Origin of the sequence: Streptomyces sp. NPDC005195, assembly GCF_040608315.1 — a bacterium.
In the GTDB taxonomy this organism is placed as follows: domain Bacteria; phylum Actinomycetota; class Actinomycetes; order Streptomycetales; family Streptomycetaceae; genus Streptomyces; species Streptomyces kaempferi.
On record NZ_JBEXHZ010000072.1, the window covers coordinates 1 to 17578 of the forward strand.

General features: G+C 67.0%; 16 protein-coding genes and 1 pseudogene. 6 read left to right on the forward strand and 11 right to left on the reverse strand.

What is annotated here, in order from left to right; genetic code table 11:
• Positions 1-91: 91 nt before the first annotated feature.
• Positions 92-1126 (forward strand): annotated as a pseudogene (locus tag ABZV34_RS33560) (MFS transporter); the annotation flags it as partial.
• A 62-nt stretch (positions 1127-1188) separates the two neighbouring features.
• Here the strand turns inward: ABZV34_RS33560 and ABZV34_RS33565 are convergent.
• The gene (locus ABZV34_RS33565; protein ID WP_356285189.1) at positions 1189-2130 is read right to left on the reverse strand and encodes a helix-turn-helix domain-containing protein; all 942 of its coding nucleotides are present in this window, start codon (positions 2128-2130) and stop codon (positions 1189-1191) included.
• A 59-nt stretch (positions 2131-2189) separates the two neighbouring features.
• Between ABZV34_RS33565 and ABZV34_RS33570 the strand changes: the two genes are divergently transcribed.
• Positions 2190-3011 carry a crotonase/enoyl-CoA hydratase family protein gene (locus ABZV34_RS33570; protein ID WP_356285234.1) on the forward strand — a complete coding sequence of 274 codons (822 nt, stop codon included), beginning with the start codon at positions 2190-2192 and terminating at the stop codon, positions 3009-3011.
• A gap of 273 nt (positions 3012-3284) precedes the next feature.
• Here ABZV34_RS33570 and ABZV34_RS33575 read toward each other — a convergent pair whose 3' ends face one another.
• Both ABZV34_RS33575 and ABZV34_RS33580 read right to left on the reverse strand, forming a co-directional pair.
• Positions 3285-4085 (reverse strand): DsbA family protein, encoded by an 801-nt coding sequence (locus ABZV34_RS33575; protein ID WP_356285192.1) that lies wholly within the window; start codon positions 4083-4085, stop codon positions 3285-3287.
• Positions 4086-4342: 257 nt separating this feature from the next.
• Positions 4343-5041, reverse strand: coding sequence for a DJ-1/PfpI family protein (locus ABZV34_RS33580; RefSeq protein ID WP_356285195.1), 699 nt, complete (start codon positions 5039-5041; stop codon positions 4343-4345).
• 141 nt (positions 5042-5182) lie between these two features.
• Here ABZV34_RS33580 and ABZV34_RS33585 point away from each other — a divergent pair, with 141 nt between their 5' ends.
• Positions 5183-5653: a MarR family winged helix-turn-helix transcriptional regulator gene (locus tag ABZV34_RS33585; RefSeq protein WP_356285198.1), complete on the forward strand. Its 471-nt coding sequence runs from the start codon at positions 5183-5185 to the stop codon at positions 5651-5653.
• On the opposite strand, the gene ABZV34_RS33590 is transcribed toward ABZV34_RS33585, so the two are convergent.
• The 8 genes from ABZV34_RS33590 to ABZV34_RS33625 all read right to left on the reverse strand — a co-directional run bounded on the left by ABZV34_RS33590 (position 5568) and on the right by ABZV34_RS33625 (position 14171).
• Complete coding sequence (locus ABZV34_RS33590) at positions 5568-6443, reverse strand: DJ-1/PfpI family protein (protein ID WP_356285201.1); 876 nt, start codon at positions 6441-6443, stop codon at positions 5568-5570. The genes ABZV34_RS33585 and ABZV34_RS33590 overlap by 86 nt on opposite strands.
• 77 nt (positions 6444-6520) lie before the next feature.
• Positions 6521-7078 (reverse strand): hypothetical protein, encoded by a 558-nt coding sequence (locus tag ABZV34_RS33595; RefSeq protein WP_356285204.1) that lies wholly within the window; start codon positions 7076-7078, stop codon positions 6521-6523.
• A 278-nt stretch (positions 7079-7356) separates the two neighbouring features.
• The gene (locus tag ABZV34_RS33600) at positions 7357-8028 is read right to left on the reverse strand and encodes an enoyl-CoA hydratase-related protein (RefSeq protein WP_356285207.1); all 672 of its coding nucleotides are present in this window, start codon (positions 8026-8028) and stop codon (positions 7357-7359) included.
• Between the two features lie 229 nt (positions 8029-8257).
• Positions 8258-10429 carry an MMPL family transporter gene (locus tag ABZV34_RS33605; protein WP_356285210.1) on the reverse strand — a complete coding sequence of 724 codons (2172 nt, stop codon included), beginning with the start codon at positions 10427-10429 and terminating at the stop codon, positions 8258-8260.
• 489 nt (positions 10430-10918) lie between these two features.
• The gene (locus tag ABZV34_RS33610; protein ID WP_356285213.1) at positions 10919-11110 is read right to left on the reverse strand and encodes a DUF1272 domain-containing protein; all 192 of its coding nucleotides are present in this window, start codon (positions 11108-11110) and stop codon (positions 10919-10921) included.
• Between the two features lie 114 nt (positions 11111-11224).
• Complete coding sequence (locus ABZV34_RS33615) at positions 11225-12199, reverse strand: threonine/serine dehydratase (RefSeq protein WP_356285216.1); 975 nt, start codon at positions 12197-12199, stop codon at positions 11225-11227.
• A gap of 110 nt (positions 12200-12309) precedes the next feature.
• Positions 12310-13311, reverse strand: coding sequence for an ornithine cyclodeaminase family protein (locus tag ABZV34_RS33620; RefSeq protein ID WP_356285219.1), 1002 nt, complete (start codon positions 13309-13311; stop codon positions 12310-12312).
• Positions 13308-14171, reverse strand: a complete 864-nt coding sequence (locus ABZV34_RS33625; RefSeq protein WP_356285222.1) for a PhzF family phenazine biosynthesis protein — start codon at positions 14169-14171, stop codon at positions 13308-13310. Before ABZV34_RS33625 ends, ABZV34_RS33620 begins: the two co-directional genes overlap by 4 nt.
• 71 nt (positions 14172-14242) lie before the next feature.
• Between ABZV34_RS33625 and ABZV34_RS33630 the strand changes: the two genes are divergently transcribed.
• The 3 genes from ABZV34_RS33630 to ABZV34_RS33640 all read left to right on the forward strand — a co-directional run.
• Positions 14243-15097: a LysR family transcriptional regulator gene (locus ABZV34_RS33630; RefSeq protein WP_356285225.1), complete on the forward strand. Its 855-nt coding sequence runs from the start codon at positions 14243-14245 to the stop codon at positions 15095-15097.
• A gap of 323 nt (positions 15098-15420) precedes the next feature.
• A complete protein-coding gene (locus ABZV34_RS33635) occupies positions 15421-16281 on the forward strand; it encodes a hypothetical protein (protein WP_356285228.1) in 861 nt (286 codons plus the stop codon).
• Positions 16282-16709: 428 nt separating this feature from the next.
• Positions 16710-17578 (forward strand): MFS transporter (locus ABZV34_RS33640; protein WP_356285231.1); only part of this gene is annotated, 869 nt, incomplete at its 3' end.

The window sequence follows — 17578 nt, forward strand, 5'->3', positions numbered from 1 at the left end:
CTCACGGAACTCCGCGTCGAACTTCCGCCTCTTGCCTGCCATGACCCTCAACTTCCCCTGCAGTCACGGTCTCTACGCTACGAGGGGAAGGTCACTGCCCGCAGTGTGCTTCGCACTGTTTGGCTCTGCCGCGCCCCGTCTCGCCCGTCGTCACGGCCCCGACAGAGTCATCGCTGTCGGCATGGCCGCGATCGCGGCCGGACTTGCTCTGCGTCCGCTCGCAGGAGGGACTGCCGCGTTTCTCGCGCTGAGCGCCCTCGCTCTTGCCGGGATCGCGATGGCCAACGTCCTGCTGCCTGTCGTCGTCAAACAACGCTTCCCAGACCGGGTCGGCATGATGACAGGCCTGTATTCCATGGCCCTCAACCTGGGCGCCTCAAGTGCTGCCGCCGTCACTGTCCCGCTGGCCGAGGCGTTCGGCGGCGACTGGCGAGTCGGCCTGGGGGCATGGGCCGCGGTCGCCCTCGCCGCAGTACCCCCGTGGCTGGCCCTCGCCCGCCGACCTGCCGAGACCAGCACCAACCCCGAAACGCAGAGCTCGCCATCCGGCCCAGGCCTACGCATGACCCGCAGTCCGACCGCCTGGGCGCTCGCCGCCTACTTCGGGCTTCAAGCCACCGCCGCGTACGTCGTCATCGGCTGGCTACCGCAAATCTTTCGAGACGCTGGACTCTCTGCTGAGAGTGCAGGGCTGTTGTTTGCCGTGACCTCCGTGCTCGGCGTTCCCCTCTCGTTCCTGCTGGCAGCTGTGGCCGGACGGCTGCGCCACCAGAGCGCAGTCGCCGTCACGGTCGGACTGTTCGGGATCGCCGGCTATGCCGGACTGTGGGCAGCACCAGCCGCCGCGCCCTTGCTGTGGGCCGTACTCCTTGGAGTGGCCAACTGTTCCTTCCCCCTGGCCCTGACGATGATCGGCCTGCGCGGACGCGACAGCGCCACAGTGATTCGCCTGTCCGCCTTCGCCCAGAGCGCCGGATACCTGCTGTCGATCCCCGGCCCCATTCTGGTCGGAGCGCTCTACCAGCACACCGGGAGCTGGCGCACACCACTGGCCCTGATGGCTCTGCTGATGCTGCCTCAGCTCGTCACCGGGTGGCTCGCCGGACGAGACCGTCAGATCGGCTGACCCTCGAAGCAGCAGCGGGGCGAGATTGCCGTAGGCGTGGAAGCGCAGCTGAGGACACTCTGTCACTCGCCCCTACGCAGCCTGCGTATCGCGGACGGGTCCTGGTAACCGACCTGCTGAGCGATGTCAGCGGCCGGCAAAGGGGTCGTGGCGCGCAGATGCTCGGCACGCTCGGCTCGAAGGCGGCGGATGAACGCGTACGGAGACGTTTCCAGCCGCTCGCGCACACGACGTTCCAGAGTGCGCCGGGTGACACCGAGGGCCAGTGCCGCGTCGGCCACTGTGACGGGACGGTGCAGATGCATGCGTGTCCATGCCTCGAAGTCACTGACCAACTGGTCGTGTTGTTCCAGGTAGTGGGACATGGTCCCTGTGCTCGGCGTCGGTCGAGCGTCGATGAGCAGAGCGCCGGCCGTCTCCGAAGCCAGTCGGTTACTGACCTGGGCTACGAGGCTGAGCGTCAGGTCGATGTGCGCGAACGCGGCGCCCGCCGTCACGAGATCACCGTCCCGTACGACCATGTGTTCCATGTCCAGCTTCACGGCCGGATAGCGGCGCTGGAAGAGGTCACGCAGCCACCATGTGGTGGTCGCGGGCCGTTGGTCCAGCAACCCCGCCTCGGCGAGAACGAATGTTCCCGTGCACGCCGCTGCGAGGGCCCCGCCCGCCGCCGCCCAGCGCCGCAGCTGCGACCCCACAGCCCGGACGTCCTGACGCATCAGGGCATCGACCATGGTAGACGGGCTCTGCGCGGCCAGGGCGGGCACCAGAAGAAGGTCCAGATCCACGCCGGGCACGCAGTCAGCGATCAGACGCCCCGAGGGGACCAAGAGCCCGCCCGCGGTACGGACGGGCTCCTCTGCCGCGGTCACGACGACGCTTTCGAGCGGAGGAAGGGCAGAGTCCACCCGGACCCGTGCCGCGTCCGCCGCGCGCAGCACGTCCAGGACCGCGGTCAGCCCGGAGTCCCAGCACCCGCCCAGTGCCACCACACCGATCTTCATGCCGCAAACTCCCCTGTGTGTGTCGCATACGGCCCCCGTGAGCTTCCTACGGTGAGGTCCTGGCATCCACACAGCAGACATCCGCCGGCGACAGCAGCTCGGCCAAGGTCATGGTCGAGCAGGACGGCCCCGTTCTCCTCATCGCGCTGAATCGGCCGCAGAAGGCCAACGCGGTCGACTCGGACATGATCGCGGGACTGTCTCATGCTCTCACCCGGCTCTCGGACGACCCAGCCCTGCGGGTCGCCGTCCTGCACGGCAACGGCCCTCATTTCACGGGCGGTCTTGATCTTGCGTCACTTGCCCCTCGGCTGGCCGCCGGCGACGACACTCTCATCCCCCCGGGCGGGCGCGATCCGTGGGGACTGTACGGGCAACCGTCGACAAAGCCTGTCGTCACCGCCGTCCACGGCCGCTGCTTTACCGCGGGGCTGGAACTCGTCCTCAACAGCGAGGTGTGTGTCGCGGCGGACGACACGGTGTTCGGGCAGCAGGAGGTGACGCGCGGGATTGTCGCGCTGGGCGGCGCAACGATACGCCTGCCCCACCGGGTCGGTTGGGGCAATGCCATGCGCTACCTGCTTACCGGTGACCAGTTCGATGCGCATGAGGCGTGGCGGATGGGCATCGTGCAGGAAGTGGTGCCGGCGGGCTCGGAGTTGAAGCGTGCTCTGGAACTGGCCCACCGCATCGCCGCGCAGGCGCCGTTGGCCGTGCAGGCCACGCTCGCCGACGCCCGCGCTGTGCTGGCCGCGCATCTCGAGGGTTCGGCCACCAGCATCCGGGACGACGTCGGCCCGCGTTTGTTGGCCACCACCGACGCGAGGGAGGGGATCACCAGCCTTCTGGAGCGCCGCCCTCCTGTCTTCAACGGGTCTTGAAGCCGATCCAGTGCTGCGCCAGCAAGGCTGTCGATCATCGGCCGGGGGGTGACCAAGCCTGCGTTTGCGGTTGTCTGCCAGTCCGGCCTTGTGTTCCCCGCAGAGAGTCAGGCAGGCCCCGCCTTGTCGTCCAGGGATCAGTTCCCCGGACGACAAGGCGGGGTGTGGCGAATGCGTGCGCCGCAAAGCGCTTCAGGTCCACCCGCCCGGGGGGCTGGGCATCCTGTGCGGCCCACAGGCGGAAGCCGCGGCATCGTCCGGGGCCAGGACAGTTCAGGCCGGCTCTTGGACCCGCGACCGCGGCGACCAGACCTTGCCCTGGCCTGCTGCGTGCAGTTCTGCGCCGGCTTCGGTGAGCAGTTGCTCCACAACGGCCACGGACTGGCCTGTGAGCGCTGCGTACTCCAGGGAGGTACCGGTGCCGAGCCGGTCCATTGCTTCGCTGATGGAGGCGACCGGAGAGCGGCGGGTCGCACCGGAGACCGAGAGGAATGCTTCCTCCAGACGGTCCGGACCGAGCCAGCCGTGAAGCGTGATGCGGCCGTCGGGGCCCTCAAGAATGAGGGTGGGGAAGCCTCGCGCTCCCAGCTCGTGGGTACGGACCAGGTCTCGTTCGAACTCGGCTTGGGCGGTGCCGTTCTCGACCAACTGGCGGTACGGGTCGACGGCCAAGCCGAGTTCTGTCACCAGGGCCTCGATGACATCGGGGCGGGCGATGTTTCGACCGTTCAGGAAAAGCTCTTCGCGGATGCGGCGCAGGAAGGCATCCTCGGCCTCGGGTGCCAGCAGTCGCACGGCGGCGAGTGCGATGCTCGGCGGATACGACGAGTCGATCGGATCCCTCAGCCAGACGGAGGAGTTGATGGGCTGCCCGGAACGTTCGGCGAACTCGTCCCAGTGGTGGGCGACGTCCTTGGGACGCCGGATGCCGTTGCCCACGTCATGAAACCCCTGCCAGCCGCGAAGGAGACCGCCGTAGACGTGTTGAACCTCTATCAGGTCGCGGTAGCGCTCGGTGAGAGACCGCCAGGCAGGTTCAAGGATCCAGCAGGCCGAACAGATGGGGTCGGTCACGTAGGTGATACGCGTGCGATCCGCCTTCGGACCGAGGGGAGTTGCGACTGCCTGCGGCAGAGCGGCATTCCCGCCGGGAATGGTGCAGACGCCCGACTCGAGATCGCACGCTCCGCCGTCGGGGCTTGGGGAAGACTGACTCATGGGGTGTCTCCGTTGGTCTGGTGTGACAATCAGGGGCGCACGGGCTCGAGAGGGAGGAGGGCGGTGGAGGCGATTGGCCTGACCCCACCTCGCACCGCCCCTCCGTCTATGGATCAGTTCTCGGGGAGGAAGACCTTTTCCATGCCGTCTCGCAGGCCCTTTACGAAGGCCTCGTCGTCGTTCGAGACCGGACCTTCCAGGGCGAAGAGGGACTCGCCGTGCAACGGCAGGGTGTCCCAGGTGCCGGCCAGCGCCCGGGCGCGGTCCTCGCCGAAGAGGTGGGAGACGAGCGCGATGGTGCTCGGGTGCACGGTGGCGGCGCCGCCGGCGGTGAAGACCTTCGCCTCCGGCAGGACCGACCATGCGCGACGCGGCTCGGCCACGTCCGCTCCGAGTTCCTTCAGGCGACGGCCGAGGACCGCGGCTGCCTGGAAGCGGGTGCCGTCGAGGATGCCCGAGCGGAAGACGACGCCGACACCGGCGCAGTTCGCGGCCACCCAACGGCCCTCGCTGTGGTGCGCTCGGATGAAGTCAAGGATCTGCGGGTCGTGAGAGGCCGCGCCGCCACCGATGCCACCGGGGACGTAAACCAGGTCGTAACGGTCCTCGGGGGTGACCTTGTCGGTCTGGAGCTGCGCGCCCATGTGGGTGGTCACGGTCCCGCCCTCGAAGCTGCCGAGGGTGACTTCCAGGGGATCGCCCTGCTGGCTGAGGTCGTAGGCGAGCGCCTTGAACAGCTCCCAGGGGGCAAGCAGGTCCTGCTCGCCGACGTTCGGGAAGGCCAGGAAGAGGACCTTTTTGATGTCGCTCATGGTGATGCTCCTTGTTGATGGCGGTTGAGCCGGTCACTCCTCACAACATACTCATGCTTCATGACTATTCCAACTGGATGGAAAATTTTTCGGGATAGGGTCTGCCACGACCGGACCGAGTAGTGACGGAGAGGGTGTGCGATGCCGACGCACTTCGACGGGAGCACCCGCGAGAAGCGGTCACTGGACCTCTTCATCAAGCTGATCCGGGCGGCCGCGTCGGTGGAAGCACGCACCAGCAGCCCTGTGACCGCTGCCGGACTCACGACCAGCCAGTTCGGCGCGCTGGAGACCCTCTACTACGTGGGACCGCTACCTGCCGGGCGTCTGGCCGAGAAGCACCTCAAAAGCCCGAACAACTTCACGGTTGTCATCTCCAACCTGGAGAAACGCGGTCTGGTCCGTCGCGAGAAGGCGCCGCACGACCGCCGGGTGGTCATGATCGAACTTACGGATGCCGGGCGTGAGGTGGTGGAGGCGATCATGCCCTCGTACGTCCGAACCGTCGTCAATGACCTGGAAAGGCTCACGGCGGGGGAGCAGGAGCAGCTTGCCGACCTGCTGCGCAAGGTCGGACGCCGCCAGCACCCGGCAGACCTCGACCAGAAGTAGCCCCCGGGGTGCGGGCCTGAAAGTGTTCCGCCTCCAGGCGCGGGCGCCCTCGGTGACCCGCTCGGCCATGTGGCGGGCGGTGGATAGTTGGACCTGTGGGGCCCGATCCTTGCGGGTGCACGCCTTCGTGGGGTCTGTGCGCTTGACGCCGCGCAGGGAAGGCCGTGAGTGTTCCGCCTCCACTGCAATGACTGTGCTGTACAGCGACCCTTCCGCGCGGGCCGGCCCGCCGGTCCGCACCGCCCGCCCTCGGCTCAGCGAGATCGCCTACGCGCCGCCACGTTGGAGAGCGGCCCCTAGCCGGGGAGGAATGTGCTTTCCCAGTTGTCCTGCAACTTGGCCTTGGCGCCGCGTCGTCGTTCAGGGCGGGGCCATCAAGGGCGAAGAGAGACTCCCCGTGGGGTGGGCGGGTGTCCCACGTGGCTGCGAGATCGCGCGCGTCCTCCTCGCCGAACAAGTGCCAGACCAGAGCGATTGTGTTGGGGTGGACGGTCCCGGCACCGCCGATCGTCATGAGCTTGCGGGCTGCGTCAATCCTCCACGCGCGCTGAGGGTCCGCGACCTTCTCGCCGCGCTGTTGAAGCCGGCGAGAGACGGTCGCAGGAGCGGTGACTTCGCTTCCTTCCAGGATGCCTGCGCGATGCAGCACGCTGAGGCCCGCACAGTTGCCAACCACCCATCGGTCTTCGTCATGGTGGGCGCGGACGAGATTCACCACTGCCTCGTTAAGGCTGGCGGCTCCCGCTCCGATGATTGCGCTCCCCGGGCGCAGAGAAGAGCTTGGCAGCAAGCATGCGGCGCTTGCCGCGGGGCCGGTGCCCGGGACGGCAGATGCCTGCCAGAAATGCGGAGCGATCGTTGGAGTGCCTAGGTCACGTGCCTGTTCAGATGCTGGCAGGCGTGCAGGAGGTTGTGTCGCACATTCAGCAGATAGGCCGTGAGGACGGGATCGCTGGACTGCTTTGACTGCGCGGCCGCCGCTGCGGTTTGGTCGACGAGTCCGTGGACCGCTTCCGCCAGATGGGACACCCAGAGCAGGAACAGGCGCCGGTCGGCGGAGAGAGGGAGGCGGATCTGTGTCCGGTGGCGAGCATGGACCAGCCAGCGTGCAGTCGGCAGATTCTCCGTGATCGGATGTAGTCGTTGCCGGGTGGACGAAGACATCCTCTGCCGCCATATGTCAGCGTGCCGACCAGGGAACTGGGCCATGTCCTCCTCGAAGCCGAGGAGAGCATCGATGAGAATGCCGGCCCATTGGCGCAGATGATCTGCCTGGGCCGGCGGCCGCCCAGGTTGTTCGGCTGCCTGCTGGGCTGTCCACCACAGCTGGTAGCCCGCGGCCACTTCTGCTTCGCACCCCACCCCAGTGGATCGAGCGCGGCAGGAACGGGAGCGCGCGGACGAAACGGTGGGTTCAGTGGTCATGACGAGACTTTCATCAAGGTCGGGTATCCAGGGGGAGCGAGCTGCCTGTTCCGCACTCCAGGTCACATCGGGGCCACGAGGGTGGCCGGCACGGATGCTCACGATCCACCGCAGCTCGGACGCATAGGCGGCCAAGGACCGCGTGCACGGCGGGCGGACATCGGAGGCGCTTGGCCTACCAAACGGGGGCCATCTGCAAAGAGCTGGTCCATGCGGCAGGAGCCGCAGCCGCCGGTTCAAGATGTCGGGTCGCCGGGACCTTCGCGTGGGATGACGCGTCAGCTGAGGGGGAGAGTCGTGTCCCGCAACGTGGCCAGAGTCGAGGCGTACATCCGGGTCTTGATGGTTTTCAGTGTGTCACCGGCTTTGCTGGCCTGGGATTGGGCTAGTTCGACGGCGGCGGTGCGTACCTCCCCTTCGGTAACTGCGCGGTCGGCGATTCCCGCGGCAACGGCGTCGACGCCGCCGTAGCGATGGGAACTGAGCATGGCCTCGTGGGCAATCTGTGGAGTCAGCCGTGCCTGGACGAGGGCAGACATGCCCGGAGTGAAAGGGATGTTGATGTCTGCTTCGGGCAGGCACCAGTACCCTCGATCCGCGCGCATGACCCGAAAGTCGTGAGTGAGGGAGAGCATCGCGCCGGCGGCGAAGGTGTGCCCTTGCAGTGCAGCGACTGTCGGGACGGGCAGGGACAGCATCCGCGCAAAGAGCCCCTGGACGGAGAGAACGTAGTCTCGGTGCCTGTCGAGATTGGAGAAGAGCCACTCCAGGTCCAGGCCGTTGGAGTAGAACTTCCCCGTCGCGACGGTCACGAGTGCGCGGGGCCCCGTCTGCCTCTCGACTTTGTCCAGTGCCGTGCTGATGGATGTGAGCCAGTCGGGATGGAAGCGGTTCTCACCGTCTCCAAGGTCAAGGACGAAGACATCGTCTTGTCGGTCGAGCGTAGGCATAGAGCTCCTTCAAAACGGGTTGTGGGTGTGCCCGGCAGGCTCGCCGGAGTGTCCCGGACCGTGAGCGAATACGGGTCGGCGGCTGGGGGCATACGGGTGGTCGTGTCACCCAGCCCTCTGCCGGGTGACACGACCACCTTTTGGTGACGGTCCCGTCCTCACGGAGGCCGTCACGCGACCGGGGGCCCAAGCCGCCGCTCATTTGCGGGACCCCGGAACTCAAGCGACTTCAAACGCGGGCCAGTTGACGCTTCTCGTCCGGGTCTTTGGGCGGAATTTCTTCGGATGCGAGACGCAGGCGTGCGCGGAGCTTCTCGCCTTCCACATCCACATCGGGCAGTAGCCGGTCCAGCCAGCGGGGCAGCCACCATGCCTTGTGGCCGAGCAGGGCAAGGACTGCCGGCACGACAGCCATCCGGACAACGAAGGCATCGATGAACACCGCGATCGCCAGCCCGAAGCCGATCATCTTGATCATCGGCTCACTTGAACCGATGAAGCCCGAGAAAACGGCGATCATGATCACTGCGGCTGCGGTGACGACCCGAGCCCCGTGCTGGAAGCCGGTGACGACCGCTGTTCCCGGCCGGTCTCCTGCGACATACGACTCACGCATGCGTGATACCAGGAAGACCTCGTAGTCCATGGCGAGCCCGAAGACGACGCCGACCATGAATATCGGCATCATGGACATGATCGGACCGGTCTGCTCGACGCCGAACAGGAAGCCCAGCCAGCCCCATTGAAAGACCGCAACGACTGCGCCGAGCGCCGCCGCAACAGAGAGCAGGAAGCCAAGTGCGGCCTTCAGGGGAACGAGCACTGACCTGAAGACCAGCATCAGGAGCAGGAACGCAAGGCCCACGACCAGTGTCAGGTAGGGCACCAGAGCATGGTTCATGCGCTGAGAGAAGTCGACGTTCATCGCTGTCGTGCCGGTGACCAGGACATGGCCGTCCGTGGTGTCGCGGATCGAGTGCACCAGTCTTTCGGTGGCGATGGAGGACGGTCGATCCTGGGGGACGACGGTGATCGTCGCGGTGTCGCCGGCCTTGTTGACCGTCGCCGGAGAGACTGAGGCAACGCCGTCCATGTTCTGGAGCGTTGCGCGGGCGGCGGCAGCAGCTTCACGGTCGCCGTCGACGACAACGACCAAAGGCCCGTTGTATCCCGGACCGAAGCTCTCGGAGAGCAGGTCGTACGCTTTGCGCTGCGTAGTGCTGACCGGCTGAGAACCGTCATCGGGCAGGCCCACCTGCAAGGACGCGGCCGGGATGGCGATGACTCCGAGGCCGAGCAGGCCCACGGTCAGTACCGTGGCCGGGCGACGCAGCACGAAACGGGCCCACCGGACGCCACCGTTGGGCTTTTGTGTGGCTCGTCCCGGCGTGCGGGGCGAGACTCGCCTGCCGGCGAAGCCGAGCAGGGCCGGAATCGCTGTCAGGGCAATGAGAACGGCGATGACCACCGTGCCGGCAGCTGCGAAGCCCATCTTCGTCAGCATCGGGACGTTGGCAACGGCCAGTCCCACCAGGGCGATCACTACAGTCAGGCCCGCGAAGACGACTGCGGAGCCGGCGGTGCCGACGGCCCGGCCAACGGCCTCCTCGCGGTCGTGTCCCTCGGCGAGTTCGGCCCGGTAGCGCGAGACGATGAAAAGCGCATAGTCGATGCCGACCGCGAGTCCAATCATCATCGCCAGCGTCGAAGTGGTGGAGCCGAGGTCAAAGGTGCTGGCCAGCGCGGCAATCGTGGAGATGCCGACCCCGACCCCGAATATCGCGGTCAGCAGCGGCAAGCCGGCTGCGACCAGCGACCCAAGCGTGACGACCAGAACCACCGCGGCGATCACTACGCCGATCACCTCGCCGATGCCAGGCTCTGGAGCGGCCTGTAGAGCCGTCCCGCCTACTTCGGCCGTCAGACCGCTCTCGCGAGCGTCGGAGGCGAGGTCATCCAGTGACTGGAGAGTTGCCTCGCTCAAAGAGCCCGGCGGGTTTTTGTAGGTGACGGAGACGAACGTCGTGGAACCGTCCGGAGACACGGTGTTTCCCGCGTAGGGATCACTGACCGTGGCCACCTGGTCCGACGTCGACCTCAGCTCCCTTACGAGGTCCTTCACGGTCGCCATGCGGACAGCGTCAGACACCTTCTCCGACGCAGGGGCCTTCAAAACGATCTGCGCCACGGCGCCCTCGGGACTGCTCCCGGGGAAACGGCTCTCCACCAGACCGACGGCCTTTTGGGCCTCTGTGCCTGGAAGGGAGAAGGAGGACGTGACGTGGCTGGATGTCATGCTCGCGCCCACCGCAGCGCAGGCGAGCAGTGCGAGCCAGATCATGACGACGAGACGGCGGCGCCGGAAGGCGGCCCTGGACAGCAGGTAGAGGAACGTAGCCACGAAGGCTCCCGGTCGGATTGTGGGGACAGTCAAAGACGCGCCGTGGTGATGGCGTCCCCAGAGGTGGTGCGAGCCGAACGCGGAGACGATCCATGTACACGTCCTCTTGTCATCCACGGTGGGCTACGAGCGGTGCCGGCTCCTGAGTAAACGGTGCTCACTCCTGCGCGAACGCCGGGCTGCAGTCCAAAGCGCGACAGACCTTGTTGGGCGAGACGACGTCTGCGCAGGTACCGCCCGGGGGAGAGGGACGATAGGCGCGATCAGCCGGCATCGCCGGGACTGCGAGTCCCTGACTTGACGGGAGCGCGGGCGATGCTCAGCCCTACCCGACGGAGAGGGCCGTTGCGGCTCGCGGTGTCTTGGTGATCAGAGGCCGGCCGATCGTCCGCTGCGCGCTGGCCCAGGGCCGCGGAGTGGCACATCCTGCGTGTTTTTGCGGAGGCGGTTCTCACGTCCGTCTCCCCTCGTCCAGCCTCGGACGACTGATCATTGGGCGGCGGATGGCGTGCGGCGGGGGCGGGCGACGAGTTCACCGCCACAGTTGGGACAGGTGTCCTGCATCGCGGCGCTGCAGGATACGCAGAACGTGCACTCGTACGAGCAGATGCGGGCGGACGAGACCTGTAGCGGCAGCGCACGTTCACATCGTTCGCAGCGGTCGCGCATCTCCAAAGCCATGACTCTCCTCGTACGGGGAAGGGTTGCTGCGGACACCGACGTCAGCCACGATCTGCGGCACATGAGATCGCCTGGTCCGTTCCCGGCGGCCTGGCCCCTCCACCATGGTCGGGATCACCGGGCGACGAGGCGCGACAGAAGGTGGCCGTCGATATTGCCGCCGCTGACTACGCAGACGTGCAGTCCGCGGGGAGGCAGTTCATTGCTGCGATGCAGATACGCCGCCACGGCGACGGCGCCCGAAGGTTCGGCCACGATGCGGCTCTCGCCCGCCAGGACGGCAACCGTGTCACGGATCTCATCCTCCGACACCGTGACGATGTCGTCGACGAACGCCTGGATGTGTGCGAACGGGATGGTGCCCACGGAGCTGCTGCGCATACCGTCGGCGATCGTGCGGCCGGTGAGCTCTGTTGGCCAGCTGACGCGGTGCCCGCTGTGAAAGCTCTCCCTGGCGTCGGCGGCCAATTCCGGCTCCACTCCAACCACCCGCACATCGGGCAGCAGGTGTTTGAGGGCGGCCGCAACCCCGGAGATCAGGCCTCCGCCGCTCACGGGAACGAGGACTGTCTGCGGCACCCTGTCCATCTGGGCCGTCTGTTCGAAGATCTCCAGACCCACCGTGCCCTGGCCGGCGATGATGCCGAGATCATCGAAGGGCGGCACCACGACATAGCCGTACTCATCGGCGAGGGCTCGTGTGGCCTCGGCGAGTTCCGCGGGAGGGACCTCGCGCACGAGCGCGCCGTGGCGCCGAATGGCGTCCACCTTCACCTGCGCGGCAGTGCCCGGCACGACCACGGTGATCTCCACACCCAGGAGCCGGCCGGCATACGCCAAGGCTTTGCCATGGTTGCCGCTCGACTGCGCCACCACTCCGCGCTCGCGCTCCTCGGGAGAAAGCGCAGCGAGCCGGTTGTAGGCGCCGCGCAGCTTGAAGGATCCCGTGACCTGAAGGTCTTCGGGCTTCAGGAGAAGAGTGCGTGACCCGTCATCGGCCCAGGGGGACGGCAGGAGAGGGGTGCGCAGGGTGACATTCTTCAGGCGCCGAGCGGCAGCGTGGATGTCATCGAGGTCCAGAAGTGTCATGACAGCTCCCTCGTACGATCGGTGGCCTCAGGCCTCCACCATCGGAACCCGGAGCTCTTCAGGAATGAGCAATCGTTGCTCGATCTTTGAGCACGTCTGTCCTCGCCTGCCTACCGGTGTATCTCCCGCGCGTGTGCTGGAGCGGTGGAGGGGTGGCGCGGGCCGTCGAGCATGTCGAGAGCGACCTCCGCGGCTGCCAGATCCTGAACGCCGAGACCGATGAGCTTGCAGATGGTGATCTCCTCGTCGTTCTCCCGGCCGGATGCCGATCCGGCGAGGACCTCACCGAGTTCCGGGTGGAACCGGCGGTCCGCTGCCGGGAGCCGTGTCAAATCGCCGTGGATGGCGGTGAGTTCACGACTGTCGACCACGATGCGGTCCGCCCGGTTCAGACTTGCGGATGTCAGTTCCGCCTTCGTCGGATCGTCGGCGCCCACCGCATTGATGTGCAGTCCGGGTGTCAGCCAGGATTCGTGCACCAGCGGTTCAGTACTGGAGGTCGCCGTCACCAGTACGTCCGCGCCGTCGAGGGCGGCTCGGGCGCTGTCGACGCCGATGATGCGAAGGTCCGGCCGTCTGGCGTGCAACGCAGCCGCGAGGGACTGGACATGGGATGAATGTCGTCCCCACACGCGGATGTCGCGCAGCGGGAGTTCGTCGGCCACAGCGAGCGTTTGGAGGTAAGCCTGGGTTCCGGTGCCGATGACCCCAAGGACGCGGGAGTCGCGCCGCGCCATTGTCCGCGCGGCCAGGGCTCCCGCCGCGGCCGTCCGCACGTCCGAGAGGTGATGCTCGTCGTCCAGGAGCGCCCGAAGGTCTCCGGTTGAGGCGTCGAACACCGCGATGACGCCGCTGCTCGGCGTTCCGCCGCGACGCGCCCGTTCCAAGAACCACGACGCGACCTTGACGGTGAAGACCTGCCGGCCTGGAAGCCACGCCGACTTCACATGCACGTCGCCGTCCGGGCCGGCGGGCGCGAACACGGCGGCCGGCGCATCACCGAGTCCTCGGCTGTAGTCGCGCAGGGCGGCAGCGACCGGCTCCAGGACGTCCCGGTATCCGACCGTGCTCCGGATCGCCTGCGGGTCGAAGTAGGTGGGCCCGCCTCTCACTGCGGCAGCCCTTCGAGGCGGCCATGGGCGACGACGGCGACCTCTCCGCCGACACGCACCGAGGTGATGTCCTGCGGGCTGCCGTGGGCGCTGATTGTCATCTCGCTGGGGCGGCCGCAGAACCGTCCCTGGTGCAGTACCTGCCGGTCACCGTCATCGAGCCGGCCGTGCCGTCGCAGGTAGGCGGCCACACATCCCGCGGCACTGCCGGTGGCCACATCCTCAATCACGCCGTCGTTGTTCCAGTGCCGACCCTCCAGGACGTCGGCGTCCAACAGGTAGGCGAACTGAGCCCCGACCTTTGCCAGACGTTCTCCGATGTCGGACGCGATTCTGGCGCGCTCCAGGACGCCCGTGCGCACGGGAACGATCAAGTAGTCCAGCCCGGTCGAGACGACCTCGGGTCGCAGTTCTCCGTGGAGGTCCTCCTCTTCCAGGGAGAACCAGGAGGCCACGTCATCCAGCACCGGCCGTCCCAGGAACTGCGGGGGCCCCTGGTCGAGAACGCTCGCATACCTTCCCCGGCCCCGGCGCTCGGTGACCACCTCCACCGTCCGGGCTTTCAGCTTGAGTGACCATGTCCGGCTGGCGTCGCCCCCCGCCATGGCGTGCAGAACGCTCGCCGCTCCGATGACCGGATGCCCGGCAAAGTCCAGCTCCTCACTGAGATCGAAGACCCGGGCCCGCCATGCCGTGCCCCCGCCGTTCATCGCTTGGAGGAAAATGGATTCGAAGTGACGCATTTCCTCGGTGATGCGCTGCATTTGGGAGCCGCTCAGGGATGCCGCATCGGGAAACACAGTCAGACTGTTTCCGCTGAAAGGCGTTCCACTGAAGACGTCGACATGAAAGTAGTGCATAGCCAGACGCTACCCATGAGCCGAAACGAACGGAACCCTCCCCGCGAACAGAGGGGGCATAGCATGTCGTTATGGCCCCCGATCTCGAAACGGCACTGCTGCGCGCATTCGTCAGTTCTGTGCGGTCCGGAAGCATCAGCCGGGCCGCCGCGGCCCTCGGCCACAGCCAGCCCGCTCTGAGCAACCAGCTCCGCAGGCTTGAACGCACCGTAGGCCAGCAACTGCTGCACCGCGGTACGGCCGGAGTGTCCCTGACCACGTCCGGAGAGGTCTTCCTGCCCTACGCCGAGCGGATCCTCGCGCTCTCCGCCCAGGCCCTCGCCGCGGCCGCCCCCACGGTCACCGGACACTGCGGGGTGGGGCTGATGGAAGACTTCGTGACACCGGCCCTGGTCGGGGCATTGAGCGACTTCAGCAGCCTGCACCCCGGCGCAAAGCTGGAACTGGTGACCGGGCCCGGGCCCTTGATGAAACAGTCACTCGCCGACGGGCGGATCCAGCTCGCCCTGTGCGACCCCTTCTACCTGGCTCAGACACCACGCTGGACCGCCCGCCTCCCGCTGGTCTGGTCGGCTGCGAACGCCCTGGACGTGCGCCAGGATCCCCTGCCGCTCGTTCTCTTCTCCCAACCCTGCCGCTGGCGGGCTCCTCTGTTCGACGCCCTGGAAGCCGCGGGACGCCGGTGGGAAGTCACCTTCGAGAGCACGGCCCTGGGCGCAGTGCAAGCCGCCGTGCGGGCCGGCCTCGGCGCCACCGCACTGCTCCCGGCCAACGTGGAACTGCAGACGGCAACCGATGCGCTCCCGCCCCTCCCCGAAGTCGACATCGCCCTCGTCCGCCCCACCGGCACGGTGGGCGACCCGCTCCTCGACGCCGTGGAAGACCTCGTCAGGCGACTGACCGACGTCGCCGCATCCACAGACTGACGGACGAAAGAGCCGCCACCCCGGGTTTGCTGCCAGGAAACAACACCGCCCCCTCGTGCCGCCATTCAGGGCGTGGACACAGCAGCCTGCCAAGAAATCTCCGCACCGCCCCTCGCCTAAGCAGCAATTACTCATGCTCATGCGCCGGCCTCACGCTTGAATTCATCCCCTCGACATCCCCGATAACAGGGCCGGCAGTCCCACGCGCGCCTGGCAATCAGTTCATCGGAAGCGACAGACGGCCCGTGCCCTGAGACTCAGCCAGCTCACGCTGCTCGCAGGAACAGGGCCACAGAGCTTGAGAACGAAGGAAGACCTGCCAGATGAAGAAGTTCATGATCGCGCTGTGCGCAGCTTCCGCGTCAGTTGCCCTCGCCGTTGTGCCGACCACGGCACAGGCAGCCGGAACGCAAGACGGGGCTCCTCTGGTCGCAGCCGAGAACGAGATCATCGACGAGCTCGCGACTCTCGGCTGGCCGGGCCAGGACTCGGATAACTTCTACCCCGGAGCGGCAGGCCACGCCGAGGCCGACACGGCATCGGTCCTGTGGGGCACACCTGGGACCGCGAGTTCCTACCAAGTCGAGGCCAAGTGCGCCCAGTTCCTCACGGCGTCGCTCAAGCACGCCTACACATGGGCCACGGACACATGGTTCACGTCCGGCATCGGCTTCCGCAGCCCCTCCTCCGAGCAGTACTACGACGCTTTCAGCGACACCGCCGCCGACGGCGCCCTGGAGAAGATGAGCGATCACATCAACCGGCCTTCCGCGCAGCGGGTCAGCGACCTCCACGCCGGATCCGTCATCGCCGTGAAGTACCTGGACAGCTCGGAAGGCGGTGCGACCGGGCACATAATGACGGTGCAGTCCGTGGCACCGTTCGAACGCGACGGGAATCGCGCCACACAGGAGTACGCGGTCACCGTCGCCGACAGCACCTCCAATCCCCACGGCGTGGCACTCTCCTCCAAGACATCACCCCACTGGGCGTTCAAGGACAGCCGTGTCGAAGGTTCCCCGGGACTCACCACGAAGGAATGGAGCGGCGCCGGCCGAGGCACGATCTTCATCCAGGCCGACGCGACGACCGGCAAACCGACCGGATACTGGTGGGGCAGGAACGAAGCCGCGTTCAACACGGTCGCCGACCGGCCTATGGTCTTCGTCGACATCACGCGGTAAGACGCCGCGCAGCGCCAGCATGATCCTTTGACCTGTGAGGGCGTCGGCGGACCCGTCCCAAGCGAACGGCCCCCGAGCTGTCACCGCAGCCATGCGCACCAATCCCGGCGGATCGAACCGGGCACGTCGGTCGCGGCTTGCCGCCGCCGAAGACGGCCGAACCGCACCCAGCGCGCCCGGCGACCGGAGCAGGATGGGCGAGTGGGTATCGGTTGCTCATGCCCCGCCGCAGGTCTCCTTGCGAACCTGAAGTTCAGCCCGGTGTGCGCATCGCCGCAGGCGCAAGCATCCCTGGCCCCAGCGAATCATCTCGGCCTTCCCGTCCTTCCCGTCCTTGCCGATCTCGATCCAAGGGATGTCTTCTCATGAACGCAGGACACGCAGTGTCGCACCGGCCCGACGGGCCGATACGAAAGGTTCGTCACGGTGTGGTTCTGGCCGTGACCTGCCTGGCCCTGGCAACCGTCGTCTCGGCGATGGCGTCACTGAATGTGGCGCTGCCCGACATCGCCCGTGAAACCCACGCCAGCCAAACCCAGCTGTCCTGGATCATCGACGCCTACAGCCTCGTCTTCGCCTCCCTCCTGCTCCTGGCGGCGACTCTCGGTGACCGCTTCGGGCGCCGCAAAGCCCTCCTGGGCGGACTTGGACTCTTCGCGGGCGTCTCGGTAGCCGCCACCTTCTCATCGGATCCAGGCACGCTGATTGCCCTGCGCGCGCTGCTCGGCGTGGCGGCCGCCTTCGTCATGCCCGCGACGCTGTCGACTATCACGACGACATTTCCTGCTGCTCAGCGAGCCCGGGCGGTCAGCATCTGGGCGGCGGTCGCCGGCGCCAGCGCCGTACTGGGCCTCCTGGCCTCCGGCGCGGTGCTGGAGGTGTGGTCGTGGCGCTCGGTGTTCTGGCTGAACGTCGTACTGGCCGTCGTGGCCGTCATCGGAACGTACTTCTTCGTTCCGGAGTCCGCGGAAGCCAAGAAGCAGCCGGTGGACGGCGTCGGCGCGGCACTCACCGTCGTCGGGCTGGGAGTGCTCGTCTACTCCGTCATCCAGGCACCCGAGCACGGCTGGGGCAGCCCCCGCACCATGGGCGGCATCGCCGTCGGCCTCGTGGTGCTGACCGTGTTCATCCTGTGGGAACTGAGGCACCCCCACCCGCTGCTGAACCCCCGACTGTTCCGCAACCTGCCCTTCGCCGCCGGAACCCTGTCGATCACGCTGCAGTTCTTCGCCTTCTTCGGGTTCATCTTCGTCGTCATGCAGTATCTGCAGCTCGTACGCGGTGACAGTGCTCTGAT